This is a genomic window from Nocardioides sp. CFH 31398 (assembly GCF_022436705.1).
Lineage (GTDB): Bacteria > Actinomycetota > Actinomycetes > Propionibacteriales > Nocardioidaceae > Nocardioides.
The window spans coordinates 255,461-281,731 of record NZ_JAKUHT010000003.1 but is presented as its reverse complement, the minus strand read 5'-3'; the positions used below and the strand labels follow the sequence as shown (position 1 = coordinate 281,731).

Here is a 26,271-nt window from a genome sequence, read left to right as displayed (position 1 = left end):
GCGGCGGCACATGTAACGCGGGGTTAGGGCTTGTCCACACGGCGTGGGCGGGGGTCCGGAGCACCACAGCCCCGCGGCAGACGGGGTGGACGGGTCGGACGGGGCGGACGACGGGGCCGCTCAGGCCTGGCCACGGGCGGGGAACCGGCCGGCCGAGCGGGCCTCGACGGCCCGGACGGCCAGCTCGGACACGGCCACCGCGAACGTCACGAGCGCGAGCAGGAGGAGCCACCCCGGGGCCGCCGTCCGGTCGTCGGTCAGGTAGCCGAGCAGGATCAGGCTCACCCCGAGCAGCGCCGTGGCGTTCAGGCGCAGCAGCACCCGGCTGCGGGCGCGCACCACCGGGGCGAGGTGGTGGCAGGTCCGCAGGTCGTCGTCGTCCAGAACACCCGTGCGTCCCCGCAGGAGCGCCCAGCGGAGCCGCCGACGGCGGCCACGGCTGCCCGCGGTCAGCACCTCGCGCTTGGCCAGGTCGCCCGGCACCACCTCACCCAGCGCGAACCCGGTGCCCAGCACGAGTGCGAACCCCGCCACGACCAGCACGGTCGGACGGGGACCGCTCACCACCGACACCACCGCGGCCGCGGCGAGGACGACGCCGACGAGGATCATCAGGCGGCGGCCGAGCCGGCGCAGGCCGGCCTCCGTCGGCAGCCCGTGGCGGACGTCGTCCGGTCGGCCGCTCCGGGGCGGTGGGACACCGCCGGCGGCGTCACCGGGGCCGATCACCGGGCCCCGCTGACGCCGGTCACGGCCGTCGCCCGGGCTCGTCGAGGTCGCGCAGGAAGTTCTCGAGGCGCAAGCGGTCGCGACGGTGGAGCACCCCGGCGGTCCCGAACAGCCCGACCACCAGCGCGACGGCGAGCACCTGGGCCACGGGGCCGTCCGCGAACGGCGGTGGGTTCAGCGCGAGGTTGACCAGCTGGGTCGTCGCGACCGCCAGCCAGAGCCCGCCGAGACCGTACGGCGCCAACCGCGCGCGGACCGCCGCGGCCTCCGCTGACCGCACCATGTCCGCGGCCTCGTCCGGGTCCACCTCGTCGAACCGGCCGTCCCGCACGGCCCGGGACCAGCGCCTGACCCGCGACTGCTTGCCCTGGCTGGCCTCCCGCACCCGGTCGCCCGCCGCCCGCAGGGTGCGCGCCGTGCGCAGCCACGCCCAGGCGCCGGCGACGACGGCGGCCAGGCAGACGGCCACGAGCACCGCCGGCCACGCGAGGCCGTAGGCGAACCCCACGAGCGAGACGAGGAGGGCGACGCCGACGCCGCAGACGGTCCAGGTGGCCCGGGCGCGGTCCTCGACCCGGGCCACGGCCACCGGGTCCAGGAGTGCGTCGTCCCGTGCCGTCACGGCCCCACCCCCTGCGGTCCCCGCGTCCCGGGCTCCCCCGCCCGGCACGTGCCGGGGAGGGTAACCGCTCACGGCCCCTGGGGACGACGATCGCGCCGTTGTCCGGGCCCGCTGGTAGACACGCGACATGACCACCGACCCCGCGACCGCGACCGACCGCGCCGCCGTCCGCGAGGAGGCGGAGGCCCTCCTCCGGCGCCTCGTCGGGCGGGACGACGTGGCGCTGCGCGACGACCAGTGGACGGCGATCGAGGCGCTCGCGGTCGACCGACGGCGGGCGCTGGTGGTGCAGCGGACCGGGTGGGGCAAGTCCGCCGTCTACTTCCTCGCCACCGCGCTGCTGCGGGTCCGTGGCGCGGGCCCGACGGTCATCGTCAGCCCGCTGCTGGCGCTGATGCGCAACCAGATCGAGGCCGCCGAGCGGGCGGGGATCCGCGCGGTGACCATCAACTCCACCAACCTCGACGACTGGGAGGCCGTGCACGCCGACATCTCCGCCGGTGAGGTCGACGTCCTGCTCGTCAGCCCGGAGCGGCTCAACAACCCGTCGTTCCGCGACGAGGTCCTGCCGCGCCTCGCGGCCACCACGGGCCTGCTCGTCGTCGACGAGGCGCACTGCATCTCCGACTGGGGCCACGACTTCCGGCCCGACTACCGCCGCATCCGCACCCTGCTGGGCGACCTGCAGACCGGCATCCCCGTGCTCGCGACGACCGCGACCGCCAATGAGCGGGTGACCCGTGACGTGGCCGAGCAGCTGGCGACGTCCCGGGCCGAGGACGCCGAGCTCGAGCGGCAGGGCGTGCTGGTGCTGCGCGGCTCGCTCGACCGGGAGTCGTTGCGGCTCGGCGTGGTGCGGCTGAGCACGGCCCAGCAGCGTCTCGCCTGGCTCGCCGAGCACCTGGGCGACCTGCCCGGCTCGGGCATCGTCTACTGCCTGACCGTCGCGGCCACCCAGGAGGTCGCCGAGCACCTGCGGAAGGCCGGCCACACCGTCGCGGCGTACTCCGGGCGCACCGAGACGGCCGAGCGCCAGGCGCTCGAGGCCGACCTCATCGCCGGGCGCGTCAAGGCCCTGGTGGCGACGAGCGCCCTCGGGATGGGCTTCGACGCGACCCTCGGGTTCGTGGTCAACCTCGGGGCGCCGTCCTCCCCGGTCAGCTACTACCAGCAGGTCGGCCGTGCGGGCCGCGGCACGCCCGAGGCGCCGGCCGTCCTGCTCCCGGCGACCGAGGACCGCGACATCTGGGCGTACTTCGCCTCCCTCGCCTTCCCGCGCGAGCAGCAGGTCCGCGACACCCTGGCCGCCCTCGCCGAGCAGGGCACCGCGAGCACCGCGGTGCTCGAGACGTACGTCGACCTGTCGCGCACCCGCCTCGAGACCATGCTCAAGGTGCTGGACGTCGACGGCGCGGTGCGCCGGGTCCGCGGCGGGTGGGAGGCGACGGGCGAGCCCTGGTCGTACGACGAGGAGCGGTACCGCCGCGTCAGCGAGGCCCGTGAGCGCGAGCAGCAGGCCATGCTCGACTACCTCTCCACCGACGAGTGCCGGATGCTCTTCCTGCGCCGCCAGCTCGACGACCCGCTGCCGCAGGACGGCTCCGCCGCCTGCGGCCGGTGCGACAACTGCGGGGGCCTCGACCTCACCGCCTCGGTCAGCGACACCGCCCTGAGCGCCGCGGACGAGGCGCTCGCCCGGCCCGGGGTCACCCTCGCGCCGCGGAAGCTGTGGCCCACGGGCCTCGCCAACCTGGGCCTCGACCTCAAGGGCAAGATCGCCGACGGCCCCGCCGAGGGCCGCGCGGTCGCCCGCCTCACCGACCTCGGGCACGGCCAGGCGCTGCGCGAGCTGTTCGCCGCCCGCGGCGAGCCGGTCGACTCCGCGGTGCCGCCCGGCCTGGTCCGGGCCGTGCTCGAGGTGCTGGGCGACTGGCCCGAGGCACGGGCGGTCGACGCCGTCGCCTACGTCGACTCCACCACGCGGCCGCAGCTCGTGCGGGACCTCGCGAGCGGCGTCTCCCGCCACCTCGGCGTCCCGATCACCGCCCGGATGGCGGTGACCGATCCCGACGTGGAGCCCGGCCGCGGCGCCGCGAACTCCGCGCGCCGGGTGGCCGCGGTGCAGCGCCGGTACGGCCTGCAGCTGGCGCCCGACCGTGACGCGGTGGGCGGGACGGTCCTCCTCGTCGACGACCTGCAGGTCACCGGGTGGACGCTCGCCGTCGCCGGGCGCGCCCTCCGCGCCGCCGGGGCCGACGCCGTCCTGCCGCTGACGCTGGGGCTCCAGGGGTGACATGAGCCCGGCGTGCGACGAGAACGGTGTTCACACGTTCTCCACACCCTGTGGAGGAAATGTCCGATCGGCTGATGCGCGGTGAGGCCCCGATGAGCTTCGTGCCCCTCACCGGCGCGGCGGAGCTGGCCGTCGCCGACCCGCCGCGGGACACCGTGGTCACGTTCACCAGCGGCCCGGACGGCGCCCGTACCGTCCCGATGCCGATGCGGGCCGCGCTCCCGGTGCTCACCCGGGCCAACGCACGGGACGACGTCGACCCGAGCGTCGCGCTCCTCGCCGGGGCCGCCCTCCTCGGCGTGCGGCTCGTCGCCGCGGCCCGGTTCGAGCCGGGCAGCACGGCGGACGGCACCCCCTGCTGGCGGGTCCCGACGGCGACCGCCGACGAGGACGAGCGGGCCGACGCGCTGGCGGCGGCCCGCGCCTACGGCGACCTCGACGCCCGGGCGGCGCGAGCCGTGGTCGACCAGGTCGTCGCCGCGGTCGTCGACGCCATGCCGCGGGCCGCCCCGAGCCGGCACCCCGCGCCCGCCCGGACGCCCGTACGACGCCGCGCGTCCCCGGCCCCGGCCGACCCGTCGTACGGCGACCGGCTGAGCCGCCGGCTGGCGTCACGGTTGTCCTCGGTCACCGACGAGCGCCCGCAGCTGGTCACCTTGTCGCTGCGCGTCGAGGCCGACGAGCAGGAGCTGCGCGGCGGCGCCGTCCGTCTCGTGACGCAGGTCCACGACGAGCGCAACCCCCTGCACCTCGCGGACGCCGCGGCGCTGTGGACCGACACCGGGCCCGGCGCGGCCCACGGGTTCGGCGACCGGGCCCGCGTCCACGCCGGGATCGCGCTGCGCGCCGCGGCCCAGGCGTGGCCGGTGCTCGACCGGCTGCTCGACCTGGCCGTCCCCGACCAGATCACGCTGGACTCCGACGAGATCGCCGACCTGCTCGAGCACGGCGTGGAGGCGCTGCGGGAGCGCAGCGTCGACGTGCTCTGGCCCCGCAGCCTCGGCCGCGACCTCACGACGGTCGCCGTCCTCGACGCCGTCCCGGCCGCCGGCGGCCGGGGGGAGAAGGTCGTGCGGGAGGGGGAGATCCAGGAGGGCCTGCTCTCGACGGGCGCGGTCTTCGCCTTCAACTGGCGCGTCTCGCTGCACGGCGAGCAGCTGACCGACGCCGAGATGGACGAGCTCGCCTCCGCCACCAGCCCGCTGCTGAGGCTGCGCGGCAATTGGGTCGTCGTCGACCCGCTCACGGCGAGGCGCGCACGGAAGCGGCTGCTGCGAACCGTTCCCGCCGTCGAGGCCGTCGCCGCCGGCCTGTCGGGCCGCGTGGAGGTCGAGGACACCGAGGAGCAGGTCGTCGTGGGCGCCACCCTCGAGCGGTTGCGCGCGGACCTCGTCGGCGCCGCCACGCGGGAGCCCGTGCCCGACCCGCCCGGGCTCGAGGCGAGCCTGCGCGGCTACCAGCGGCACGGTCTCACCTGGCTCGCGGACCTCACCGCCCGCGGGCTCGGCGGCTGCCTCGCCGACGACATGGGCCTCGGCAAGACCCTGACGACGATCGCTCTGCACCTGCACCGCCGGGCTGCCACCGGCGCGCCGGGCGCGACCCTCGTGGTCTGCCCGACCTCGCTGCTCGGCAACTGGGAGGCGGAGGTCCGGCGGTTCGCCCCCGGCGTGCCGGTCCGGCGCTTCCACGGGGCCCGCCGCACCCTCGAGGGCGTCGGGGACGGGTTCGTCCTCACGACGTACGGCACCCTGCGGACCACGGTCGACGACCTCACCGCCGTCCGGTGGGACCTGGTCGTCGCCGACGAGGCCCAGCACGTCAAGAACCCCCGGTCCGCCACGGCCCGCGCCCTGCGCAAGGTGCCCTCCACGGCCCGGGTCGCCCTGACCGGCACGCCGGTCGAGAACAACCTCGAGGACCTCTGGTCGGTCCTCGACTGGGCCTGCCCCGGGCTGCTGGGCAGCAGGCTCGCCTTCCGGCGGCGGTGGGCCGTGCCCATCGAGTCCGGCGCCGACCCCGAGACGGCCCGCCACTTCGCCGACCTCATCACGCCGTTCCTGCTGCGCCGCCGCAAGTCCGACCCCGGGATCGCCCCCGAGCTGCCCGCCAAGTTCGACACCGACCACGTGCTCGGCCTCACCCGGGAGCAGACGGTGCTCTACGAGGGCTTCGTCCGCGACACGATGGAGCGCATCGCCCGCTCGGACCCCGACCACCGACGCGGCCTCGTCCTCACGCTGCTGACCGGGCTGAAGCAGATCTGCAACCACCCCGCGCAGTTCCTCGCCCAGACCGACCCCCGGTTGTCGGGGCGCTCGGAGAAGCTGGACCTGCTCGGCGACCTGCTGGGCACCGTGGTCGCCGAGGGCGGTGCCGCGCTCGTGTTCACGCAGTACGTCGCGATGGCCCGCCTGGTGTCGGTGCACCTGGGTCGTCTCGGCGTGGAGCACCACCTGCTGCACGGCCAGACCCCGGTCGCGGAGCGGGAACGGATGGTCGCGTCGTTCCAGGGCGGCGGGGTCCCCGTGTTCCTGCTGTCGCTCAAGGCCGGCGGGACGGGCCTGAACCTGACCCGCGCCGACCACGTCGTCCACGTCGACCGCTGGTGGAACCCCGCCGTCGAGGACCAGGCCACCGACCGCGCCCACCGCATCGGGCGCACCCGGCCCGTGCAGGTGCACCGCCTGATGTGCGAGGGGACCGTCGAGGAGCGGATCGGGTTGCTGCTGCAGCGCAAGCGCGGCATCGCCGACAGCGTGCTCGCCCGCGGGGAGACCGCGCTGACCGAGCTCGATGACGACGCGCTGCGCGACCTCGTGACGCTGCGGCGTCCGGACGGCGGCTGAGACCGTGCCGGCGGTGACCCACGCCCGCGCCGCGTCCTCGCGGGGTGGCCGGACCACGGGCTGGTGGGCGAAGGCGTGGCTGCGCGCCGTCGAGGAGGCGGCGTACGGCGAGGCCGACCTGCGCCGGGGTCGCTCGCTGGCCCGGAGCGGGAGGGTCGGGGCGGTCACCGTCGACGGCGGGTCGTTCGTGGCCGCCGTGGAGGAGGGCGACGACGCGCACACGGTCTCGGGCACCGTCGAGGTCTGGGACGACGTCGCCGCGGCCACGCTCGTCGAGATCGTCGCCGCCCGGTCGGGTCGCGTGACCGAGCTGCTGGCCGGGGAGCTGCCCCTCAGCCTCGTCGAGGACGCCGAGGAGGCCGGCGTCGAGCTCGTCCCGTACGCCGGGGAGCTCGACGCGACCTGCACCTGCCAGGCCTGGCTCGACCCGTGCCCGCACGCCCTCGCCGTGCTGGTCGTGCTCTCCGTCCTGCTCGACCGCGACCCGCTGGTGCTGTTCCACCTCCGTGGTCTCGACCGGGAGCAGCTCCTCGCGCGTCTCCACGCCCGCACCGTCTCGGCCCCGCCCGGCCCGGACGCGGTGGAGGGCGACGACGAGGGCGACCTCGACGTCGGCCTCGACGCGGTGCTCCGCGCGCAGCGCCTCCTCGAGCTCGTGGCCCGTGGCGACACGGCGGCGGACCACCTCTTCTGATCCTGGGCCCGGTCCGGCCTAGGGTGGCGGGCATGGCCGGCCGGACCATGACGGTGAGCGACTCGGTGCTGATCGCCGCCGACGCCCTGGAGCTCTACAGCGCCGTCGCCGACCCCTCGCAGATGCCGCGGTGGAGCCCCGAGAACACCGGCGCCACCGTGCCCCACCCGGGTCGCCCCCTCCCCGAGGGCGCCTCCTTCGTGGGGACGAACCAGCGCGGTCGTGCCCGGTGGAGCACCCGGTGCGTGGTCACGCACGCCGAGCCGGGCCGCCGGTTCAGCTTCGTCGTCGGCGAGATCGGTCTGCGCCGTCCCGTGGTGCGTGGCCGCATCGCGCGCTGGGACTGGCGCTTCGAGGAGGTCGTCGACGGCACCCTCGTGACCGAGACCTGGACCGACGGCCGCCGCCGCTGGCCCGACCGCCTCGCCGCCGGGTTCGACCGCGTCGTCACCGGTGGCCGCACGTTCCCCGACTTCCAGCGCCGCAACATCGCCCGCACCCTCGCCCGCCTGAAGGCCGACTTCGAGGGCGGGACCGAGACCGCCTGAGCCCGCCGGCCCGCGCCGACGTCCGGGGTGGGGGCTAGTCCACGGCCAGCGAGCGCAGGGCCATCGCGCGCAGCAGGTCGCGCATGCGGTCGGCGGGGACGCGGGCGCTGTGGGGGGTGGAGTTGAGCAGGCCGAAGGTGGCGTGGGCGGCCGCGCGGGAGGCGTCGCGGTCCAGGGAGGGGTCGACCTCGCGGAGCTGCGCGGCCCACAGGTCCACGTACGCGCGCTGCAGGCCCCGGACGCGCTCGCGGGCGTCGTCGGGCAGGGAGGCCCAGTCACGGTCCTGGACGACGATGAGCGCGGGCCGGCCGAGGGCGAAGTCGACGTGGAACCCGACCAGGCGGCGGACGGCGTCGGCGGGGCCGTCGGCGGCGCCGACGTGCTCCCGGCCGACCGACAGCAGCTCCTCGCTGATGGCGACGAGCATCTCGGCGAGGACGGCGTCCTTCGAGGGGAAGTGCTTGTAGAGCGCCGGCCCCGAGATGCCGCACGCCGCGCCGAGGTCGGCGACCGAGACGCCGTGGAACCCGCGGGCGGCGAACAGCTCCGCCGCCGTCGCGAGGATCTGGTCGCGGCGGGCGGGGGCGCCGGTCGCCGTCGAGGTCACCGGGCCAGGTTAGTGGGCGTTAACGCCGGGCGAGGGCCGTGACCACGAGCCCGCCGCAGGTACCTTGACGGGCATGCACACCCGCATCCTCGGCAACGACACCGTCGGACGGATCGAGGTCGGCGCCGTCGGCCTCGGCCTCATGACCTTCACCCAGACCGGCGAGGCGCCCCGCGAGCAGCTGCTCGACACCCTGCGCACCGCGATCGACGCCGGCGTGACCCTGCTCGACACCGCCGACGCGTACGGCGACGCGGACTCGCAGGGCTCGGCCGCGATGGGCCACAACGAGCGCGTGGTCGCCTCGCTGCTCGACGAGCTCGGCGTCCGCGACCGCGTCGTCCTGGCCACCAAGGGCGGCCACACCCGCACCGACGACGGCGGCTGGGACACCGACTCCAGCCCCGAGCACCTCCACGCCGCCGTCGACGCCAGCCTGCAGCGCCTCGGCGTCGAGCAGGTCGACCTGTGGCAGCACCACCGCCCCGACCCGAAGGTGCCGTACGACGAGGTGATCGGCACCCTCGACGAGATCGCCCGCACCGGCAAGGTCGCGATGATCGGCCTGTCGAACGCCGACCCGGACCAGATCCGCGCCGCGCACCAGGTGCTCGGCTCGTCGCTGGTGAGCGTGCAGAACCAGTACAGCCCGAAGTTCCGCTCCTCGAAGCCTGAGATCGATGTCTGCGAGGAGCTCGGCCTGGCGTTCCTGCCGTGGAGCCCGCTCGGCGGCCTCGCCGACGCGAAGGAGCTCGCCGAGAAGCACCCGGCCTTCGCGGAGGTCGCCTCCGAGCGTGGCGTCAGCCCGCAGCAGGTGGCGCTGGCCTGGGAGCTCGCGGCGTCGCGGTGCGTCATCCCGATCCCGGGGGCCAAGCGGCCGCAGTCGATCGCCGACTCCGCCGCCGCGGCGGACATCGAGCTCACCGCCGAGGAGATCGCGCGCCTCGACGCCAGTTGAGGCGGACAGGGGTGAGGATGGCGCCGTGCTGCACGTCCGCCTCACCGCCCCCCACGACCTCGCGGAGCAGGCCCTCGCCCGGGTCCGCGACGACCCGACCGTCGTCCACCTCGTCGCCCTGCGCGGCGTGGTCCTCGACTGCGACGGCGACCTGCTGACGTTCGACCTCGCCCGGGAGAACGCGAACGCCGTCCTCGGCGACCTCCGCGCCATGGGCGTGGAGCAGCAGGGCTCCCTGCGGGTCGACGAGGCGGAGACCCTGATGTCGTACGCCGCGGACCGTGCCGAGGAGCTGGCGCCGGGCGAGCCCGTGGACGCCGTCATCTGGGACGCCGTCGAGGAGCGTGCGGCCATCGACGCCCGCTGGTCGTGGTCGTTCCTGGCCTTCATGGTGCTCGCCACCCTGATCGCGAGCGTCGGGCGGTACCTCGACCAGCCCATCCTCATCGTCGGGGCGATGGTCGTCGGGCCGGAGTTCGCGCCGCTCGCGTGCGTCTGCTTCGCGCTGGCCCGCCGGTCGTGGGGCCTGATCGGTCCCGCCACCGGCAGCCTCGCCGGCGCCGTGGCCGCCGCCGCGGTGGTCACCTACGTGGTGTGGCAGGTCGCCGACCTCGCCGGGGTGGTGGACCGCCGGGCCGCCACCACGGGCGACCTCACCGAGTTCATCGTCGCCCCCGACGTCTGGTCGTTCGTCGTCGCCGTGCTCGCCGGGGTCGCGGGCGTGCTGTCCCTGACGGCGTCGAAGTCGTCGACGCTGGTCGGCGTCTTCATCTCGGTGACCACCGTGCCCGCCATCGGCACCCTCGGCCTCACCCTCGCGGTCGGCGCCTGGGGCGAGGCCTGGTCGTCGGTGCTGCAGCTGGCGATCAACGTGGCGGGCATCGTCCTCGCGGGCACGCTCACCCTCGCGGTGCAGAGCGCCATCTGGCGCCCGGGCCGTCCCGGGCCCCGCGAGGCTCGCAGGAGCGGCCCGGTGGACGCCGTCGGTTAACGATCGCTAACCTGCGCGGGTGACGAGCACGCTGCGGGAGCTGACCGACGACCTGCACGCCCGGCTGGCCGTCGTCCGACAGGGCGGCAGCGAGCGGGCCCGTGAGCGCCACGTCGGGCGCGGCAAGCTGCTGGCGCGCGACCGGGTGGACCGGCTGCTCGACCCCGGCAGCCCCTTCCTCGAGATCGCGCCCCTCGCCGCCACCGGCATGTACGACGACGAGGTGCCCTCGGCGGGCATCGTCGCCGGCGTCGGCCGCATCGCGGGCCGCGAGTGCCTGGTCGCCGCGAACGACGCCACCGTCAAGGGCGGCACCTACTACCCGATGACGGTCAAGAAGCACCTGCGCGCCCAGACGATCGCCGCCGAGCACCGCCTGCCGTGCCTCTACCTCGTCGACTCCGGCGGGGCCTACCTGCCCATGCAGGACGAGGTGTTCCCCGACCGCGACCACTTCGGCCGGATCTTCTTCCACCAGGCCCGTATGTCGGCCCGCGGGATCCCGCAGCTCGCCGCCGTCATGGGCTCCTGCACCGCGGGCGGCGCCTACGTGCCGGCGATGTCGGACGAGTCGGTCATCGTCCGCAACCAGGGGACGATCTTCCTCGGCGGCCCGCCGCTGGTGAAGGCCGCGACCGGCGAGGTCGTGACCGCCGAGGACCTCGGCGGCGGCGACGTCCACGCCCGCACCTCCGGCGTCGTCGACCACCTCGCGAACGACGACGCCCACGCCCTGCGGATCCTCCGCTCGATCGTCGAGACGCTCCCCGCCGTCCCGGAGCCCGGCCCCGCACCCGTGAGCGAGCCCCTCGAGGACCCCGCGACCCTCCTGGACGTCGTCCCCGCCGACGCGCGCACGCCGTACGACGTCCGCGAGGTGGTCCGCCGGGTCGTCGACGGCAGCCGGTTCCACGAGTTCAAGGCCCTGTACGGCGACACGCTGGTGTGCGGCTTCGCGCGCATCCACGGCTTCGAGGTCGGGATCGTCGCCAACAACGGGATCCTCTTCAGCGAGTCCGCGACCAAGGGCGCGCACTTCGTCGAGCTCTGCGAGCAGCGCCGGGTCCCGCTGCTGTTCCTGCAGAACATCACCGGCTTCATGGTCGGCCGCGACTACGAGAACGGCGGCATCGCCCGCCACGGCGCCAAGCTGGTCACCGCCGTCGCGAGCTGCAGCGTGCCGAAGCTGACCGTCGTCATCGGCGGCTCCTACGGCGCCGGCAACTACGGCATGTGCGGCCGCGCCTACGACCCCCGGTTCCTCTGGGTCTGGCCCAACGCCCGCATCTCCGTCATGGGCGGCGAGCAGGCCGCCTCGGTCCTCGCGACCGTGCGCCGCGACGGGCTGGAGTCGCGCGGCGAGGAGTGGTCGGCCGAGGACGAGGAGGCCTTCAAGGCCCCCATCCGCGCGCAGTACGAGACCCAGGGCTCGCCGTACTACTCCACCGCCCGTCTCTGGGACGACGGCGTCATCGACCCCACCGACACCCGCCGCGTGGTCGGCATGGCCCTGCACCTGGCCGCCCGCACCACCCCCGAGCCCGAGACGTCCGGCTTCGGCGTCTTCCGGATGTGAGGCCAGTGACCAGGACAGCCATGACCACCCTCCTCGTGGCCAACCGCGGCGAGATCGCGCTGCGGGTCTTCCGCACCGCCTCCGCGCTGGGCCTGCGCACCGTCGCGATCCACACCGACCTCGATGCCGGAGCGCCCCACGTGCGCGGCGCCGACGTCGCCGTCCGGGTGGCGAGCTACCTCGACGTGGACGACGTCGTCCGCGCCGCCACCGAGGCGGGCGCCGACCTGGTGCACCCCGGCTACGGCTTCCTCTCCGAGCGGGCCGCCTTCGCCCGCGCCCTCGACGACGCCGGGATCACCCTCGTCGGCCCCAGCGCCGACGTCATGGACGCCATGGGCCGCAAGGACCACGCCCGCGCCGTCGCCGAGCGCGCCGGCGTCCCCGTCGTGCCGTCGTACGACGCCGCGCGGCCGGAGGAGATGACCTTCCCGGTGCTCGTGAAGGCCGCCGCGGGCGGGGGCGGCAAGGGGATGCGGGTCGTCCGCGCCGCCGAGGAGTACGACGAGGCGCTCGCCGCCGCACGCCGCGAGGCGGCCGCCGGGTTCGGTGACGACACGATGCTCGTCGAGCGGTACGTCGAGCGCGGCCGCCACGTCGAGGTCCAGGTCGTGGGCGACACCCACGGCCACGTCGTCCACTGCTTCGAGCGCGACTGCTCCACCCAGCGCCGCCACCAGAAGGTGCTCGAGGAGGCCCCCGCGCCCACCCTGACCCCCGCCCAGCGCGCCGAGATCACCGAGGCGGGCGCCCGGCTGGCCCGCGAGGTCGGCTACGTCGGCGCCGGCACCGTCGAGTTCCTCCTCGACGCCGACACCGGCGAGTTCTTCTTCCTCGAGATGAACACCCGCCTCCAGGTCGAGCACCCCGTGACCGAGATGGTGACCGGTCTCGACCTCGTCGCGCTGCAGCTCCGGGTCGCCCTCGGCGAGCCGCTCGGCCTCACCCAGGACGACGTCACGCTGGCCGGGCACGCCATCGAGGCCCGCGTGTACGCCGAGGACTCCTGGGCGGGCTTCCTGCCCCAGGCCGGCACCGCGTCGCTCGTGCGCTGGCCGTCCGGCGACGGCGTCCGCGTCGACCACGCGCTGGAGTCCGGCCAGGTCGTCTCCACGGCGTACGACCCGATGCTGGGCAAGGTCGTCGCGGCCGGCGCGGACCGCGAGGAGGCGCGCGCCCGGCTGCTCGGCGCGCTCGACCGCACCGGGGTGCTCGGGCTGACCACGAACGCCGGGTTCCTGCGGGCCCTCGTCGCCACCGACGCCTTCCGTGACGCGACGATCGACACCGCCTGGCTCGACCGGGAGTCGCTGCCGGAGCAGGGGGTCGAGCCGCCGAGCGCAGACGCCGCCCGCCTCGCCGCGGCCTGGGTGTCCGCGATGCTCGTCGCCGCGACCTCGCCGCCCGGACCCTTCGCCGCGGACGGCTTCCGCCCCGGCGGCCCCGCGGCTCCCACGCTCGTGGACCTCGACCGGGTCGTCGCCGTGGACCGGACGGCGGGCACGGTCGACGGCGTCCACCTCGAGCAGGTCTCCGCGGCCGACCACGTGCTCGAGGCGCTCGTGGACGGCGAGCCCCTGACCTCGGTCGTCAACGTGCAGCCCCACGAGGTCGAGGCCGCCGTCCGCGGTCAGCGCTTCGTGCTCACCCCGCCCGACCCGGCCGCCGGGGACCACGCCGACGTCGCGGACGGCTCCGTGACCGCCCCGATGCCCGGCACGGTCGTCGACGTCCGCGTCGCGGCGGGCGACGCCGTCGCCGCGGGCCAGGTCCTCGGGGTCATGGAGGCGATGAAGATGGAGCTCGCCCTCACGGCGCCGTACGACGGCACCGTCACCGCCGTCGGCGCCGCCGCGGGCGACCAGGTCGGCATGGGTCACGAGCTGTTCGTCGTGGACGACGGTGAGGGCGCGTGAGCACCCCGATCGCCGGCCTGCCCGAGCGCATCACGATCTACGAGGTCGGCCCCCGCGACGGCCTGCAGAACGAGTCCGCCCCGATCCCCACCGAGGTGAAGGCCGGGCTGGTCACGCGGCTGCTGGACGCCGGCCTGCCGGTCGTGGAGGCCACGAGCTTCGTGCACCCCCGCTGGGTGCCGCAGCTCGCGGACGCCGGCGAGCTGCTCGACGCCCTGACGGCGCACCTGGGCGACGCGGCCCGTGACCTCCCGGTGCTCGTGCCGAACGAGCGCGGCCTCGACCGGGCGCTGGAGCGGGGCTGCCGCCACGTGGCCGTGTTCGGCTCCGCCACCCAGACGTTCGCGCAGCGCAACCTGAACCGGTCGTGGGACTCCCAGTTCGCCATGTTCGCCCCCGTCGTCGAGCGCGCGCTCGCGGCGGGCGCGGACGTCCGCGCCTACGTCTCCATGTGCTTCGGCGACCCGTGGGAGGGGGCGGTGGACCCCGACCGCGTCGTCGAGACGGGGCAGCGGCTGCTCGCCATGGGCGCCACGCAGCTCAGCCTCGGCGACACGATCGGCGTCGGCACGGCCGGGCAGGTCGGTGACCTGGTGGGCCGGTTCGTCGCCGCCGGGACGCCGCTGGAGGCGCTCGCGCTGCACTTCCACGACACCTACGGTCAGGCGCTGGCCAACGTCCTCGCCGGGCTGCACGCCGGGGTGACGACGTACGACGCCAGCGCGGGCGGTCTCGGGGGCTGCCCGTACGCGAGGTCGGCGACCGGCAACCTCGCCACCGAGGACCTGCTGTGGTTCTGCCGGGGCCTCGGGATCGAGACCGGCGTCGACCTCGACGCCGTGGTCGCCACGAGCCGCTGGGTCGCCGGGCACCTGGGTCGCCCCAGCCCCAGTGCGGTCGTGAGGGCGCTGGCAGACTGACCGGCGTGAGCCGCCGCGTCATCCTCCACGTCGGTGCCCCGAAGACCGGCACCACCTACGTGCAGGACCGGCTCACCCTCAACGCCGCCACCCTCGCGCGCCACGGCGTCCACTTCCCGTCGCGCAACCGCCTCGTCGACGCCTCCCGCTTCCACTTCCGCGCCGCGCTCGACCTGCTCGGCCAGGACTGGGGCGGCGACCCCGGGCACGCCGAGGGCTCGTGGGACGCGATGGTCCGCCGAGTCCGCCGCGCCTCGGGGACGGCGATCATCAGCCACGAGATCCTCGCCCCCGCCCCGAAGGCCGCGATCGCGAAGGCGATGGCGGACCTCAAGGGCCCCGAGATCCACATCGTGTACGCCGTCCGCGACCCCGCCCGCCAGCTGCCCGCCGCGTGGCAGGAGAGCATCAAGCAGGGCGGACGCTGGACCTTCTCCGGCTTCCTCGACCGCGTCGAGAAGGGCAAGCCCTGGTTCTTCCACGCCATGGACCTGCCCCGGGTCCTGGCGAGCTGGGGCGCGCACCTGCCGCCCGAGAACGTGCACGTCGTGACGGTGCCGCACCAGCGTGACGAGCGCCTGTGGCAGCGCTACCGCCAGGCGTTCGGCATCGAGGAGTCGTGGGCGCCGGAGGACAGCACGCAGGTCAACAGCTCGCTCGGCATCGCCGAGACCCAGCTCATCCGGCAGCTCAACCGCCGGGTCGAGCGCGGCGCGCGGCGCTCCACGGCGTACGACCAGCTGATCCGGGAGATGCTCGCCCAGGAGCACCTCGTCCACCGGCGCTCGCCGCCGGTGCGGCTGCCCCCGGACCGCTACGACTGGTCCCACGAGCAGGCCGAGCTGTGGATCGACTGGCTCAAGGGCAGCGGTGTCGACGTGATCGGGGACGTCGAGGACCTCCGGCCCGTCCCGCCGGACCCGGACGTGCGGTGGCGCAACCCCGACCAGGTGACGGCGAAGCCGCTGCTCGCGGCGGCGCTGTCGGCGCTGCAGGCCATGACCGACGAGGCCGCCACCCGCACGCCGCCGGAGATGCAGCTCTCCAGCCGGGTCCGCACGGGCGTCGAGCGACTCCGGGGGAAGTGAGCGCGTGAGCACGTCCGGACCCGCCGAGCAGCAACCCGGGCACCCCGGGCACCCCGGGGACCCCGCGGTGCTGGCGCACGCCTGGGTCGCGCACCTCGTCGACGGCGGGACGACGCCCTGGGCCGACGTCCTGGCGAGCGGCCACGTCCCCGGCCGCGTCCTCGACGCCGAGGCCGACGAGCTGAGCCTGCCCGGCGCCCAGCAGCTCGAGGTGCTGCGCCGCCTCAACGAGCGTCTCGCCACGCGCGGCGAGTCGGCGCCGTGGCTGGCGGAGCAGGTGCTCGCCGTCTCGCCGCCCGGCCGAGGCGCCCTCGACCTGCCTCTGAGCGGCCTGCCCGCCCGCCCGTACGGCGCGCGGCCGGCCGATCCCGCGCGCCTGCCCACCGCGGAGCTGCTGCGCGTCGTCACCGGGCTGATCGCCGATCGGCTCGTCGGCGCCCCCGTGCCCCAGGAGTCCGGGCAGCCCGTCCGCGAGCGCCTCGGCGGTGCCATCGCCGACCGGCTGCCGCGGCGCCACGGCTACCGCCTCGCCGGGCCGGTGGTGCGGGTCGGCCCCGTCCGCGATCGCCTGCACGCGATGGGCCGCCGACCCGGCGGCCGCGACGCCACGACGTACGTCGTCGGGGCCGGCATGGGCCGCCTCGTCACCGACGCCTGGACCACCCGGGTGCTGGACGGCGTCGCCCCCTCCTGGCTGGAGTGGCTCGCCACCTGGGTGGACCGCGACGAGACCCCCCGCCGCGCGGACCTCGCCGGCGCCGCCGCCGTCTGGGCGGACCGCTCCGGCGGCCCCGGGCGGGTCGAGGTGGTGCTCGACGCGGGCCTGCTCACCGGCCTGCTCGACCTCCCGGAGCCGGTGCGCGCAGCCCCGCCGCTCCCCGCCGCGGCGGTCGAGCTGCTGCGCCAGGTCTCCGGCGTGCTCGCCGTCCTCGTCGGCCGCGAGGAGCGCAGCCGGCTGCTCACCGACGCCCTGCGACCCCGCCTGACGGGCGCCGCGGGGCCGCCGCTCGTCGTCCCCGCGGCGTACGCCGGGTGGCTGACGCGTCGTGGGCAGACCCTGCTCGGCGACCTGCGCGCCGGTGGCTACCGTGTGCACGGCCCGACCGACCTCCTCGAGCACCCGCTGACCGACGCGTCGGTGCCCGGGGTCGCGGAGCCCGACGACGACGGCGTCCTGGCCCTGGCACTCGACACCCTGGCGGACTGGAGGACCTCGTGAGCGCGAAGGTCCTCCTGCACGTCGGGACGCCGAAGACGGGGACGTCGCACCTGCAGGACGTGCTGTTCCGCAACCGCGAGCGGCTGGCCGGCCACGGCATCCACTACCCGGCCGACCGGTTCGACGGCCAGTTCCTCGCCGCCCTCGACCTGATGCGCATGCCGTGGGGCGGTCTCGAGACCCAGGCCGTGGGGGCCTGGGACGACCTCGCCGCCCGCGTCCGGGCCGCGGAGGGCACGAGCATCGTGTCCCACGAGATACTCGCCGCGGCGTCGGCCAGCGAGGTGGCCCGCGCCCTCGAGTCGCTGGGCCACGGCGACGGCGCCGAGGTCCACCTCGTGCTGTCCGTGCGCGACCTCGCCCGGCAGGTCCCCGCGGAGTGGCAGGAGAACGTCAAGCACCGCGCGACCCTGTCGTACGCGAAGTTCCTGAGGAAGATCCGCGACCCCCACCGCAACGGCCGCATCCCCAGCTGGTTCTGGGCGGTCCAGGAGGTCCCCGACATCCTCGACCGGTGGGGCTCCGCGCTGCCACCGGAGCGGGTGCACGTCGTCACGGTGCCGCAGCCGGACGCGCCCCGGTCGCTGCTGTGGGAGCGGTTCTCGTCGGTCATGGGGCTCGACGGTCTCGAGCTGGACCTCGACTCCGAGCGCGCCAACCCGTCGCTCGGCGTCCCCGAGACCGCGCTGGTGCGCCGCCTCAACCGCAAGGTCAACCGCGTCATCGAGCCCGCGGCGTACCGCGAGCTGGTGCGGGAGCTGATCGTGCACCGGACGCTGTCGCAGCGCACACGGACGGCGCGGCTGACGCTGCCGCCCGAGGTACACCCCTGGGCGGTGGAGCTGTCGGAGGCGTGGACCGCGGAGATCCGCGACCGCGGCTACGACGTCGTGGGGGACCTCGACGACCTGCGCTGCGGCCCGCCGGCCACGTCGTACGTCGACCCCGACTCGCCGCGCGAGAAGCAGGTCACCTCCGCCGCGACCGTCGCCCTGCGCGCGCTGCTCGAGGAGCACGTGCGCCTGATGAGCGAGCGCGACCGGCTGGTCGTCGAGCGTGACGAGGCGCGCTGGGAGGCGCAGGCCGCGCTGTCCGCGCGCCTGCGGCGGCGGCTCGAGACCAACCTGGCGGGCCGGGTGGCCCTCAAGGCCTACCGCGTCGGGCGGGGCAGGAGCTCCTTGTCGGCGTAGCGGCCGATCTTCCAGGTCGAGTAGCCGTCGGTGCCGGCGCCGACCACGCCGCCGACGACGGGGACGCGGCGCCCGACGGTGCCGGCGAGGCGCTTGCCGATCACGCGGCCGATGAGCTCCTGCGCCACGGAGTTCGACAGCGCCGTCGCGAGGGCCGGGTCGTCGGCGGGCGCGGTCGCCATCGCCATCGGCGGCGCCGGGATGACCTTCTTCTTGAGCATCCGCTTCACGTCCTCCTCGCCGAGCAGCGTGACGAGGACGGCGTTGCGCACGCGCGGGTCGGCGAGGTCGTAGCCGCGGAGGTGGGCGATGCCGGCGATGAGGCGGCACTGCAGCAGCGCCAGGCCGGTGATGTTCGCGGGCGCGGCGACGGCCATCACGGCGATGCCGCCGAGGTTGGTGACGAAGCCCTGGGCGCCGGAGAGACGGACGTGGGTCTCGATGAGCGCCTTGACGGCCTTCTCCTGGTCGCCGTCGACCTTCGCGAGCGCCTTCTCGGCGGCAGCGGCCGCGCCGGGGAGCGGCCCGACGCCCTCGATCGCGCGGGCCAGGGCCTCACGCACGAGGGTCGCCGTCATCTTCGGCGAGAGGTTGGTGACCTTGGGCGCAAGCGAGCGCCCCACGTTCTGACCGATGCCCATGGGCCCAATGTTACGGAGGCTGTCCCCGCCGCCGCCTAGGGTCGGGGACGTGCCGCCCGTCGAACCCAGCCCGTCCTCCTGGGACATGGCTGCGGTGGCCCGGGCCGTCGCGGAGGGCGACACCGAGGGCGACCTGGTCGCCGTCGGCGCCGACCTCGAGCCGGGGACGCTGCTCGCGGCGTACCGGTCGGGGTTGTTCCCGATGCCGTCGGGGCCGACCCGGTCGCGGCGTCGGACGCCGCCGGCCTGGTACTCGCCCGAGCGGCGCGGCGTCCTGCCCCTCGACGGGATGGTGGTGTCCCGGTCGCTGCGGCGCTCGGCGCGCGACTACGAGGTGCGCGTCGACACCGCCTTCACCGACGTCGTCCGCGCCTGCGCCGACCCGTCGCGGGACGGGTCGTGGATCTCGACCGAGATCGCCGACGCCTACACCTGGCTGCACGAGCTCGGGTGGGCGCACAGCGTCGAGACGTGGCGCGACGACGAGCTCGTCGGCGGCCTGTACGGCGTGGCCATCGGGGGCCTGTTCGCGGGGGAGTCGATGTTCCACCACGCCACGGACGCCTCGAAGGTCGCGCTGGTGGGTCTGGTGGAGGTGATGCGCGCCGACGGCGACGAGCGTCGCCTGCTCGACGTCCAGTGGCGCACCGACCACCTGGCGAGCCTCGGCGTGGTGGAGCTGCCGCGCGGCGACTACCTCGCGCGGCTGGCCGACGCGCTCGCGGCGCCGCTGCCACCGCGCTGGCGCGACGCCTCGTAGAGCACCACGGTGGTCGCCGCCGCGACGTTGAGCGAGCTCGCCGCACCCCGCATCGGGATGCTCGCGGTCACGTCCGCGGCCTCCCGCCACGCCGTCGACAGCCCGCGGGTCTCGTTGCCGGCCAGCAGCAGGGTCGGTCCGGTGAGGTCGACGGCGTCGAGCGGCGCGTCGCCGTCCTCGTCGGTGGCGACGAGCGCCACCGGCGTCCCGCCGGCCCGGAGCCGCTCGACCCACGCCAGGACGTCCGCCGGTGGTCCGACCCGGACGACGGGCAGGGCGAACATCGACCCGGTGCTCGACCGGACGGCGCGGGGGTCGTACGGGTCGGCCGCGTGCCCGACGACGAGGACGGCGTGCGCGCCGAGGGCATCGGCGGAGCGGACGACGGAGCCCAGGTTGCCCGGGCTCGTCGGGCGGTCGAGGACGACGACGAGCAGCGCCTCGCCGTCGTCACCGGTGACGGGCACCCGGTCGAGGTCGTCGTCCGGGAGTCCGACCACGGCCAGCAGCTCGGGGACGTCCTCGTCCTTCTCGCCGAGCTCGGCCATGAGGTCGGGCGTCACCGCGTGGACCGGCGCGGCGGCGACGGCCGGGTCGTCGAGGACGGCGTACGCCCAGCGGGAGAGCGCCCGCTCCTCGGTCAGCAGCAGCTCGCGCACCTTCCAGCCGTGCTCGAGCGCCAGCGAGACGGGCCGGACGCCGCCGACGAGCATCGCGCCGGCCCGGTGCCGCTTGCGCCGGGAGCCGAGCAGCGCCTGCCACTGCTGGAACCGCGCGTCGCGGGCGACGACCCGGACGCCGCCGCGGGCGGGCGCGGGTGCGCTCACACCACCTGCGCGGGCGAGCCGGTCTCGGAGACCATCGGGCGGCCGGCGGCCTGCCAGTCGAGCATGCCGCCGTCGAGGTTCACGGCGTCGCGGCCCTGCGAGGTCAGCCACGCCACCACCCGGGCGGAGCGGCCGCCGACCTTGCACACCACCAGCAGCTGGCCGTCGGGGACCTCGTCGGTGCGCTGGCCCAGCTGTGAGAGCGGCAGGTGCACGGCGCCCTCGACGTGACCGGCCTCCCACTCGTCGTCCTCGCGGACGTCGAGGACCGTGAGGTCGGTGGGCACGGGGTCGGGGACGGCGTCGATCGACACGGACGGCACGGGCGGGTGCATGCGGCCATCCTGCCCCGGCCTCGGGCGGCTCGTAGGATCGGGAGGGTGAGCAGGGCCGTCGTGCTCCGACTCCTGGGAGCACTCCTCGTGGCCGTCCTCGTGGGCGGCCTGCTCGGCATGCACACTCTCGGCCTGCACGGGACCGCCCACGGCGGGCACGGCACGGACGCCGTCCACGCGGGCGCCCACGTCGGCGGGACGGACGGCGACCACGCCGCGGTCGCGACCCACGGCACGACCGGTCACCAGGACACCGGGGTCCCGGCGGACGGGATGGCGATGGCCTGCCTGTTCCTCCTGGTGGTCGCCGGCGCCCTGCTGCTGCTGCCGCGGCTGCGCGGTGGTCTGCGGCGAGGGCTGACCCTGCCGCGGCCCCCGCCCGGCGGTCGTGTGCTGCCGGTGCTCGTCGTCGACGGACGACCACCCCCCGCCCTCGCCTGGGCCGTCGTCCGGTGCTGAGGGGTCGGCCCGACGCCGACCCCCGACGCACCCGACGACCCCTCTGGAGACCCCTGATGCGCACCCCCCTCGCCGGCGCCGCCCTGCCCGCGACCGCCCTGACCACCGCCCTGCTGGCCGGCCTGCTCGCCGGCTGCGGCGCGGACGACTCGACGGCGTCCGAGCAGACGCTGTCCGACACCGACCACAACGACGCCGACGTCACGTTCGCGCAGGACATGATCCCGCACCACGCGCAGGCGCTGACCCTCGTCGACCTGACCGTGGGCCGCGACCTCGACCCCGGGCTGACCCGGATCGCCGAGCAGATCCGCGCCGAGCAGGCACCCGAGATCGAGACGATGGCCGACTGGCTGGGCGACTGGGACGAGGAGGTCCCCGAAACGGTCCGCGACCACTCCAACGCCGGCCACGGCGGCGGGTCCGCCACCGACGCGATGCGGGAGATGGACGACGAGGGCCACTCGATGGAGGGCATGCTCACCGCCGACCAGCTCGAGACCCTCGAGGAGGCCCCCGACGACGAGTTCGCGTCGCTGTGGGTCGAGGCGATGATCGGCCACCACGAGGGCGCGATCGCGATGGCGGAGACCGAGGAGGCCGAGGGCATGTACCGCCCCGCCGTCGAGCTCGCCGGCGACGTCGTCGACGCGCAGACCGCGGAGATCGAGGAGCTGGAGCAGATCGGCGGTTGAGGTGCGAGGCCCGCCGGGGCCGAGCCTCGAGACCCGGAGAGGTCCGCACCGGCCTGTCACCGGGTCTCGAGGCTCACTGCGTTCGCACCTCGACCACCGCTGCTCAGCCTCAGCGCGTCTGCCGGCCCAGCAGCTCGAGGAACTCGTCGGCCATGTCGAGCTGGCGCGCGAGCGCCGTGCGCCGGTCCTCGGCCTCGACGGCGACCTCGCGCAGACGGGCGCGGGCGGCGGTGCGGACGGCGTCGTCCGCGTCCTGCCCGCGCAGCACCTCGATGTCGTCCATGACGGCCCTCATGGCGTCGAGGCTGAACCCGAGCGGCTTCATGCGGCGGATGACGAGAATCTTCTCGACGTCGTCCTCGGTGTAGAGGCGGAACCCGCCGTCGGTCCGTCCCGAGGGCCGGAGGAGGCCGACCTCCTCCCAGTGGCGCAGGCTGCGCAGGGACAGTTCCGTCCGCGCCGCCACCTCGCCGATGTGCATCACGGGCTCATCCTCCCGCGACCGGCGATTCAGACTCTACCCTTACGTAAGGGTAGGTTTGCGCCTCGTGCCCACCGCCGCCACCACCACGTCCCCCACGGTCCGCGACGTCCTCCGCTCGCCGCGCCTGCTGCGCACCGAGGTGCTCGCCGGTCTCGTCGTCGCGCTGGCGCTGATCCCCGAGGCCATCTCGTTCTCGATCATCGCGGGCGTCGACCCCCGGGTGGGGCTGTTCGCGTCGTTCACGATGGCGGTGTCGATCGCGTTCCTGGGCGGCCGGCCGGCCATGATCTCGGCGGCGACGGGAGCGATCGCGCTGGTCGTGGCGCCGGTCGTGACCGACCACGGGCTCGACTACCTGATCGCCACGGTGATCCTCGGCGGGGCGATCCAGGTCGCCCTCGGCCTCGCGGGGTTCGGCCGGCTGATGCGGTTCGTGCCCCGCTCGGTCATGGTCGGCTTCGTCAACGCCCTCGCGATCCTGATCTTCATGGCGCAGGTGCCCTACCTCGTCGACGTGCCGTGGATCGTCTACCCGATGGTCGCCGTCGGCATCGCGATCATCGTCGGCCTGCCGCGGGTGACGACCGTCGTCCCGGCGCCGCTCGTGGCGATCGTGGCCCTCACCGGCTTCACGGTGCTGGGCGCGCTGACCGTGCCGGACGTCGGCGACGAGGGCCGTCTGCCGGACTCGCTGCCCTCGCTCGTCGTCCCGGACGTCCCGCTCACGCTCGAGACGCTGCGGATCATCGCGCCGTACGCCCTGGCCATGGCGGTCGTGGGCCTCCTGGAGTCGCTGATGACCGCGAAGCTGGTCGACGACATCACCGACACGCCCTCGTCGAAGACCCGCGAGTCGTGGGGCCAGGGCGTCGCGAACCTCGTCACCGGGTTCACCGGGGGCATGGGCGGCTGCGCGATGATCGGCCAGACGATGATCAACGTGAGGGTCTCGGGCGCCCGCAGCCGGGTCTCGACCTTCCTCGCCGGCGTCTTCCTGCTCGTGCTCGTGGTCGGCTTCGGCGACGTCGTCGCGACCATCCCGATGGCCGCGCTGGTCGCCGTGATGGTCATGGTCTCGGTCGGCACCTTCGACTGGCACTCGGTCCGCCCGGCGACGCTGCGCCGGATGCCCCGCTCGGAGACGCTCGTGATGCTCTCGACGGTCGTCGTCACCGTCACCACCCACAACCTCGCGATCGGCGTGGGTGTCGGGGTGCTCGTGGCGATGACCCTCTTCGCCCGCCGCGTGGCCCACGTGGCCGGCACCGAGCGGTCCCTGGTGACCGACCCGGACGGCGAGCCGGTCGCGGTGTACCGCGTCACCGGCGAGCTGTTCTTCGCCTCCTCCGCCGACCTCGTGACCCAGTTCGACTACGTCGGCGACCCCGAGCGGGTTCGCATCGACCTCGCCGACGCCCACGTCTGGGACGCCTCCACCGTCGCCTCGCTCGACGCGATCACCACCAAGTACGCCCGCCGCGGCCACGACGTCCGGATCGTCGGCCTCTCCGGCCCCAGCGCCGAGCGCCACGACCGCCTCACCGGGCGGCTCGGGGCGCACTGAGCACCCCGGGCTGCGGGGCCGGGGCGGCGGGCTACTTCAGCAGCCGCGACATGCGCCGGTCGGCGAGGGGCTTGCCGCCGGTCTGGCAGGTGGGGCAGTACTGCAGGCTCGAGTCCGCGAAGCTGACCTCGCGCACGGTGTCCCCGCACACCGGACAGGTCTCGCCGGTGCGGCCGTGGACGGCCATGTTCGCCTTCTTCTCGCCCTTCAGGTCCGCGGCGGGCTTGCCGCTGGCGCGGGCGACGGCGGCGCCGAGGACGTCGCGGATCGCGGCGTACAGCGTCTCCACCTCGGTCTCGCTCAGGGAGCTGGCGGGCTTGAAGGGCGACATCCGGGCGGCGTGCAGCAGCTCGTCGGAGTAGGCGTTGCCGATGCCGGCGATGGTGCTCTGGTAGCGCAGCACGCCCTTGATCTGGGCGCGACCGGCGTCGGTGAGGATGCGCCGCAGGACGTCGATGGTGAACTCGTCGGCGAGCGGGTCCGGGCCGAGGCGCGCGATGCCCTCGACCTCCGCGGGGTCGCGGACGACGTACAGCGCCAGCGACTTGCGGGTCCCCGCCTCGGTGATGTCGAGGCCGGACGGCGCCTCCTGGCCCTCGGGGGTGTCCAGGACGACGCGCGCCGCCATCGGCGACTTGTTGCTCGGCCGCGGCGGCAGGGTCGGCACCTCGTCGCGCCAGCGCACCCACCCGGCGCGGGCGAGGTGCATCACGAGGTGGAGGCCGGAGGCCTGGATGTCGAGGAACTTGCCGTGGCGGGTGACGTCCTCGACGAGCGTCCCGTCGAGCGCGGAGGCGGGCGGGTCGTAGGTCTTCAGGGCGCTGAACGCCGCGATGTGCAGCTTCGTGATCGCACGTCCGGCGAGCCGGCCCCGCAGGTCGAGGGCCAGCGCCTCCACCTCGGGCAGCTCGGGCACGTCGTCATCCTAGGAGCCGGGGCGAGGCGGACGGAGGGGCTCAGACGTTCTCGTGGGTGTCGCGGTGCCGCTTCTTCATCCGCTGGTACGTCGGGTCGTCGGCCGCCGCGCGCCACGCGGCCTTGAAGATCCGCGCGGCCGCCACCTTCTCCGGGTCCTGCTCCTCGGCGTCCAGGCGCGGCTTCGCCGACCGGCCGTGGGCCCCGCTGACGCCCTTCTTGTCGTCGGGCACCGGACCGTCGTACTTCTTCCCGCCCCGGTGGTTCGCGTAGCGGCGTGAGCGCGTGTAGCCCATCTGGAGGAACTTGCGCGCCATGTCGGCGCCGACGAAGTCGTCGTCGGCGAGGTAGGCGTGGAAGCGCTCGGTGATCGCCTCGGACGACTCGCGGGCGGCGTCGGCGGTCGCGAAGCGCCACAGGGGCAGCAGCTCGGACTTGTAGGGCTGCACCCGCAGCACCCCCTGCTCGCCGCGGCCGACCGAGTACAGCTCGGGGTGCTCGCGCAGGTCCAGGGAGTCGTAGTCGAGGGAGTAGTCGAACTCGCGCACGTCGCAGTGGTACCCCGGTCGCGCCATGGGGCAGGATCGCTGAGCATGAGACCGCAGGTCGTCTCCCACCGGGGGACCGGGGACTCGGTCGCGGAGCACACCCTCGGCGGGTACCTCAAGGCGCTGGACGACGGCGCCGACGCCCTGGAGTGCGACGTGCGGCTCACCGCCGACGGGCACCTCGTCTGCGTCCACGACCGCTCGGCGGGCCGGGACACCTCCGGGCCGCAGCTGATCTCCACGATGACCCTCGAGCAGCTGGACGACGTCGACGTGACGGCCCTGAACCGGCCATGGGCCGACCTCGACGACGAGGCGCCGGAGCGCGACGAGCACAACGACAGGGTCCTCACCCTGCGCCGGCTCATGGAGTGCGTCGCCGACCACCGCGCGCCGTCCGGGCGTCGCGTGGAGCTCGCCATCGAGACCAAGCACCCCACGCGGTACGCCGGGCTGGTCGAGCGCCGCGTGGTCGAGCTGCTGCGGGACTTCGGCTGGGACCGCGAGGGCTCCCCGGCGCGCGTCATGAGCTTCTCGTACGTCGCGATGCAGCGCGTCCGCCGCCTCGCGCCGCGGGTGCCGGTGGTGATGCTGATCGACCACGCCCACTACTGGCCGCTCCTGCGGCAGGTCGTCGGCGACGACTGGATCATCGGCCCCGGCGTCGAGCACCTCCGCGACCACCCGGGCCTCGGCCGCCGCCTCGTCGAGGCCGGCCGCGAGATCCACGTGTGGACGGTCAACACGGCGGCGGACGTCGAGCTGTGCCGCTCCCTCGGGGTCACGGCCTACATCACAGACCGGCCGGCGTTCGTGAGGTCCCTGGTCGACGGCTAACTTGGC

General features: G+C 75.0%; 26 protein-coding genes. 17 read left to right on the top strand and 9 right to left on the bottom strand.

Annotated features, from left to right (window positions below; genetic code table 11):
* Positions 1-120: 120 nt before the first annotated feature.
* Positions 121-729 carry a hypothetical protein gene (locus MJ876_RS03700; RefSeq protein ID WP_240234718.1) on the bottom strand — a complete coding sequence of 203 codons (609 nt, stop codon included), beginning with the start codon at positions 727-729 and terminating at the stop codon, positions 121-123.
* 19 nt (positions 730-748) lie between these two features.
* On the bottom strand, positions 749-1,351 hold the full coding sequence (locus MJ876_RS03695; protein ID WP_240234717.1) for a hypothetical protein: 603 nt from the start codon (positions 1,349-1,351) through the stop codon (positions 749-751).
* A 127-nt stretch (positions 1,352-1,478) separates the two neighbouring features.
* On the opposite strand from MJ876_RS03695, the gene MJ876_RS03690 reads away from it, so the two are divergent.
* The 4 genes from MJ876_RS03690 to MJ876_RS03675 all read left to right on the top strand — a co-directional run bounded on the left by MJ876_RS03690 (position 1,479) and on the right by MJ876_RS03675 (position 7,735).
* Complete coding sequence (locus MJ876_RS03690; RefSeq protein WP_240234716.1) at positions 1,479-3,644, top strand: ATP-dependent DNA helicase RecQ; 2,166 nt, start codon at positions 1,479-1,481, stop codon at positions 3,642-3,644.
* A gap of 92 nt (positions 3,645-3,736) precedes the next feature.
* The gene (locus tag MJ876_RS03685; protein WP_240234715.1) at positions 3,737-6,493 is read left to right on the top strand and encodes a DEAD/DEAH box helicase; all 2,757 of its coding nucleotides are present in this window, start codon (positions 3,737-3,739) and stop codon (positions 6,491-6,493) included.
* Positions 6,494-6,506: 13 nt separating this feature from the next.
* Positions 6,507-7,187: an SWIM zinc finger family protein gene (locus MJ876_RS22100; protein ID WP_240234714.1), complete on the top strand. Its 681-nt coding sequence runs from the start codon at positions 6,507-6,509 to the stop codon at positions 7,185-7,187.
* Positions 7,188-7,219: 32 nt separating this feature from the next.
* Entirely contained in the window at positions 7,220-7,735 is a 516-nt protein-coding gene (locus MJ876_RS03675; protein WP_240234713.1) for an SRPBCC family protein, read from the top strand.
* A gap of 34 nt (positions 7,736-7,769) precedes the next feature.
* On the opposite strand, the gene MJ876_RS03670 is transcribed toward MJ876_RS03675, so the two are convergent.
* Positions 7,770-8,342, bottom strand: a complete 573-nt coding sequence (locus tag MJ876_RS03670; protein WP_240234712.1) for a TetR/AcrR family transcriptional regulator — start codon at positions 8,340-8,342, stop codon at positions 7,770-7,772.
* A 73-nt stretch (positions 8,343-8,415) separates the two neighbouring features.
* Here MJ876_RS03670 and MJ876_RS03665 point away from each other — a divergent pair, with 73 nt between their 5' ends.
* The 8 genes from MJ876_RS03665 to MJ876_RS03630 are packed head-to-tail and all read left to right on the top strand — an operon-like array spanning position 8,416 to position 18,200.
* Positions 8,416-9,300 (top strand): aldo/keto reductase, encoded by an 885-nt coding sequence (locus MJ876_RS03665; protein ID WP_240234711.1) that lies wholly within the window; start codon positions 8,416-8,418, stop codon positions 9,298-9,300.
* Between the two features lie 25 nt (positions 9,301-9,325).
* Complete coding sequence (locus tag MJ876_RS03660) at positions 9,326-10,291, top strand: DUF389 domain-containing protein (RefSeq protein WP_240234710.1); 966 nt, start codon at positions 9,326-9,328, stop codon at positions 10,289-10,291.
* A 19-nt stretch (positions 10,292-10,310) separates the two neighbouring features.
* Complete coding sequence (locus MJ876_RS03655) at positions 10,311-11,867, top strand: carboxyl transferase domain-containing protein (protein ID WP_240234709.1); 1,557 nt, start codon at positions 10,311-10,313, stop codon at positions 11,865-11,867.
* Between the two features lie 20 nt (positions 11,868-11,887).
* Entirely contained in the window at positions 11,888-13,783 is a 1,896-nt protein-coding gene (locus MJ876_RS03650) for a biotin carboxylase N-terminal domain-containing protein (protein ID WP_240234708.1), read from the top strand.
* Complete coding sequence (locus MJ876_RS03645) at positions 13,780-14,703, top strand: hydroxymethylglutaryl-CoA lyase (protein WP_240234707.1); 924 nt, start codon at positions 13,780-13,782, stop codon at positions 14,701-14,703. The genes MJ876_RS03650 and MJ876_RS03645 overlap by 4 nt, the downstream gene beginning before the upstream one ends.
* Positions 14,704-14,708: 5 nt before the next feature.
* Positions 14,709-15,791 carry a hypothetical protein gene (locus tag MJ876_RS03640; RefSeq protein WP_240234706.1) on the top strand — a complete coding sequence of 361 codons (1,083 nt, stop codon included), beginning with the start codon at positions 14,709-14,711 and terminating at the stop codon, positions 15,789-15,791.
* 4 nt (positions 15,792-15,795) lie between these two features.
* Positions 15,796-17,010, top strand: a complete 1,215-nt coding sequence (locus MJ876_RS03635) for a hypothetical protein (RefSeq protein ID WP_240234705.1) — start codon at positions 15,796-15,798, stop codon at positions 17,008-17,010.
* Positions 17,007-18,200 (top strand): hypothetical protein, encoded by a 1,194-nt coding sequence (locus MJ876_RS03630; RefSeq protein ID WP_240234704.1) that lies wholly within the window; start codon positions 17,007-17,009, stop codon positions 18,198-18,200. The genes MJ876_RS03635 and MJ876_RS03630 overlap by 4 nt, the downstream gene beginning before the upstream one ends.
* On the opposite strand, the gene MJ876_RS03625 is transcribed toward MJ876_RS03630, so the two are convergent.
* On the bottom strand, positions 18,161-18,841 hold the full coding sequence (locus tag MJ876_RS03625) for an EcsC family protein (protein WP_240234703.1): 681 nt from the start codon (positions 18,839-18,841) through the stop codon (positions 18,161-18,163). The two genes, MJ876_RS03630 and MJ876_RS03625, sit on opposite strands and share 40 nt — an antisense overlap.
* A gap of 49 nt (positions 18,842-18,890) precedes the next feature.
* On the opposite strand from MJ876_RS03625, the gene aat reads away from it, so the two are divergent.
* Entirely contained in the window at positions 18,891-19,601 is a 711-nt protein-coding gene (gene aat / locus MJ876_RS03620; RefSeq protein WP_308192554.1) for a leucyl/phenylalanyl-tRNA--protein transferase, read from the top strand.
* Here the strand turns inward: aat and MJ876_RS03615 are convergent.
* Both MJ876_RS03615 and MJ876_RS03610 read right to left on the bottom strand, forming a co-directional pair.
* The gene (locus MJ876_RS03615; protein ID WP_240234702.1) at positions 19,535-20,428 is read right to left on the bottom strand and encodes a TrmH family RNA methyltransferase; all 894 of its coding nucleotides are present in this window, start codon (positions 20,426-20,428) and stop codon (positions 19,535-19,537) included. The two genes, aat and MJ876_RS03615, sit on opposite strands and share 67 nt — an antisense overlap.
* The gene (locus tag MJ876_RS03610; protein ID WP_240234701.1) at positions 20,425-20,763 is read right to left on the bottom strand and encodes a rhodanese-like domain-containing protein; all 339 of its coding nucleotides are present in this window, start codon (positions 20,761-20,763) and stop codon (positions 20,425-20,427) included. The genes MJ876_RS03615 and MJ876_RS03610 overlap by 4 nt, the downstream gene beginning before the upstream one ends.
* Positions 20,764-20,808: 45 nt before the next feature.
* On the opposite strand from MJ876_RS03610, the gene MJ876_RS03605 reads away from it, so the two are divergent.
* Together MJ876_RS03605 and MJ876_RS03600 are read left to right on the top strand one after the other, a co-directional pair.
* Complete coding sequence (locus MJ876_RS03605; RefSeq protein WP_240234700.1) at positions 20,809-21,222, top strand: hypothetical protein; 414 nt, start codon at positions 20,809-20,811, stop codon at positions 21,220-21,222.
* Between the two features lie 56 nt (positions 21,223-21,278).
* Complete coding sequence (locus tag MJ876_RS03600; RefSeq protein ID WP_240234699.1) at positions 21,279-21,917, top strand: DUF305 domain-containing protein; 639 nt, start codon at positions 21,279-21,281, stop codon at positions 21,915-21,917.
* Between the two features lie 109 nt (positions 21,918-22,026).
* On the opposite strand, the gene MJ876_RS03595 is transcribed toward MJ876_RS03600, so the two are convergent.
* Complete coding sequence (locus MJ876_RS03595) at positions 22,027-22,398, bottom strand: MerR family transcriptional regulator (protein ID WP_240234866.1); 372 nt, start codon at positions 22,396-22,398, stop codon at positions 22,027-22,029.
* Positions 22,399-22,525: 127 nt separating this feature from the next.
* On the opposite strand from MJ876_RS03595, the gene MJ876_RS03590 reads away from it, so the two are divergent.
* A complete protein-coding gene (locus MJ876_RS03590; protein WP_275694392.1) occupies positions 22,526-23,965 on the top strand; it encodes a SulP family inorganic anion transporter in 1,440 nt (479 codons plus the stop codon).
* A 31-nt stretch (positions 23,966-23,996) separates the two neighbouring features.
* Here the strand turns inward: MJ876_RS03590 and MJ876_RS03585 are convergent, their stop codons facing one another.
* Positions 23,997-24,881 carry an Fpg/Nei family DNA glycosylase gene (locus MJ876_RS03585; protein ID WP_240234697.1) on the bottom strand — a complete coding sequence of 295 codons (885 nt, stop codon included), beginning with the start codon at positions 24,879-24,881 and terminating at the stop codon, positions 23,997-23,999.
* 40 nt (positions 24,882-24,921) lie between these two features.
* Positions 24,922-25,428: a DUF4385 domain-containing protein gene (locus MJ876_RS03580; RefSeq protein ID WP_240234696.1), complete on the bottom strand. Its 507-nt coding sequence runs from the start codon at positions 25,426-25,428 to the stop codon at positions 24,922-24,924.
* Positions 25,429-25,473: 45 nt separating this feature from the next.
* Between MJ876_RS03580 and MJ876_RS03575 the strand changes: the two genes are divergently transcribed.
* Positions 25,474-26,265, top strand: a complete 792-nt coding sequence (locus MJ876_RS03575) for a glycerophosphodiester phosphodiesterase family protein (RefSeq protein ID WP_240234695.1) — start codon at positions 25,474-25,476, stop codon at positions 26,263-26,265.
* Positions 26,266-26,271 lie beyond the last annotated feature (6 nt).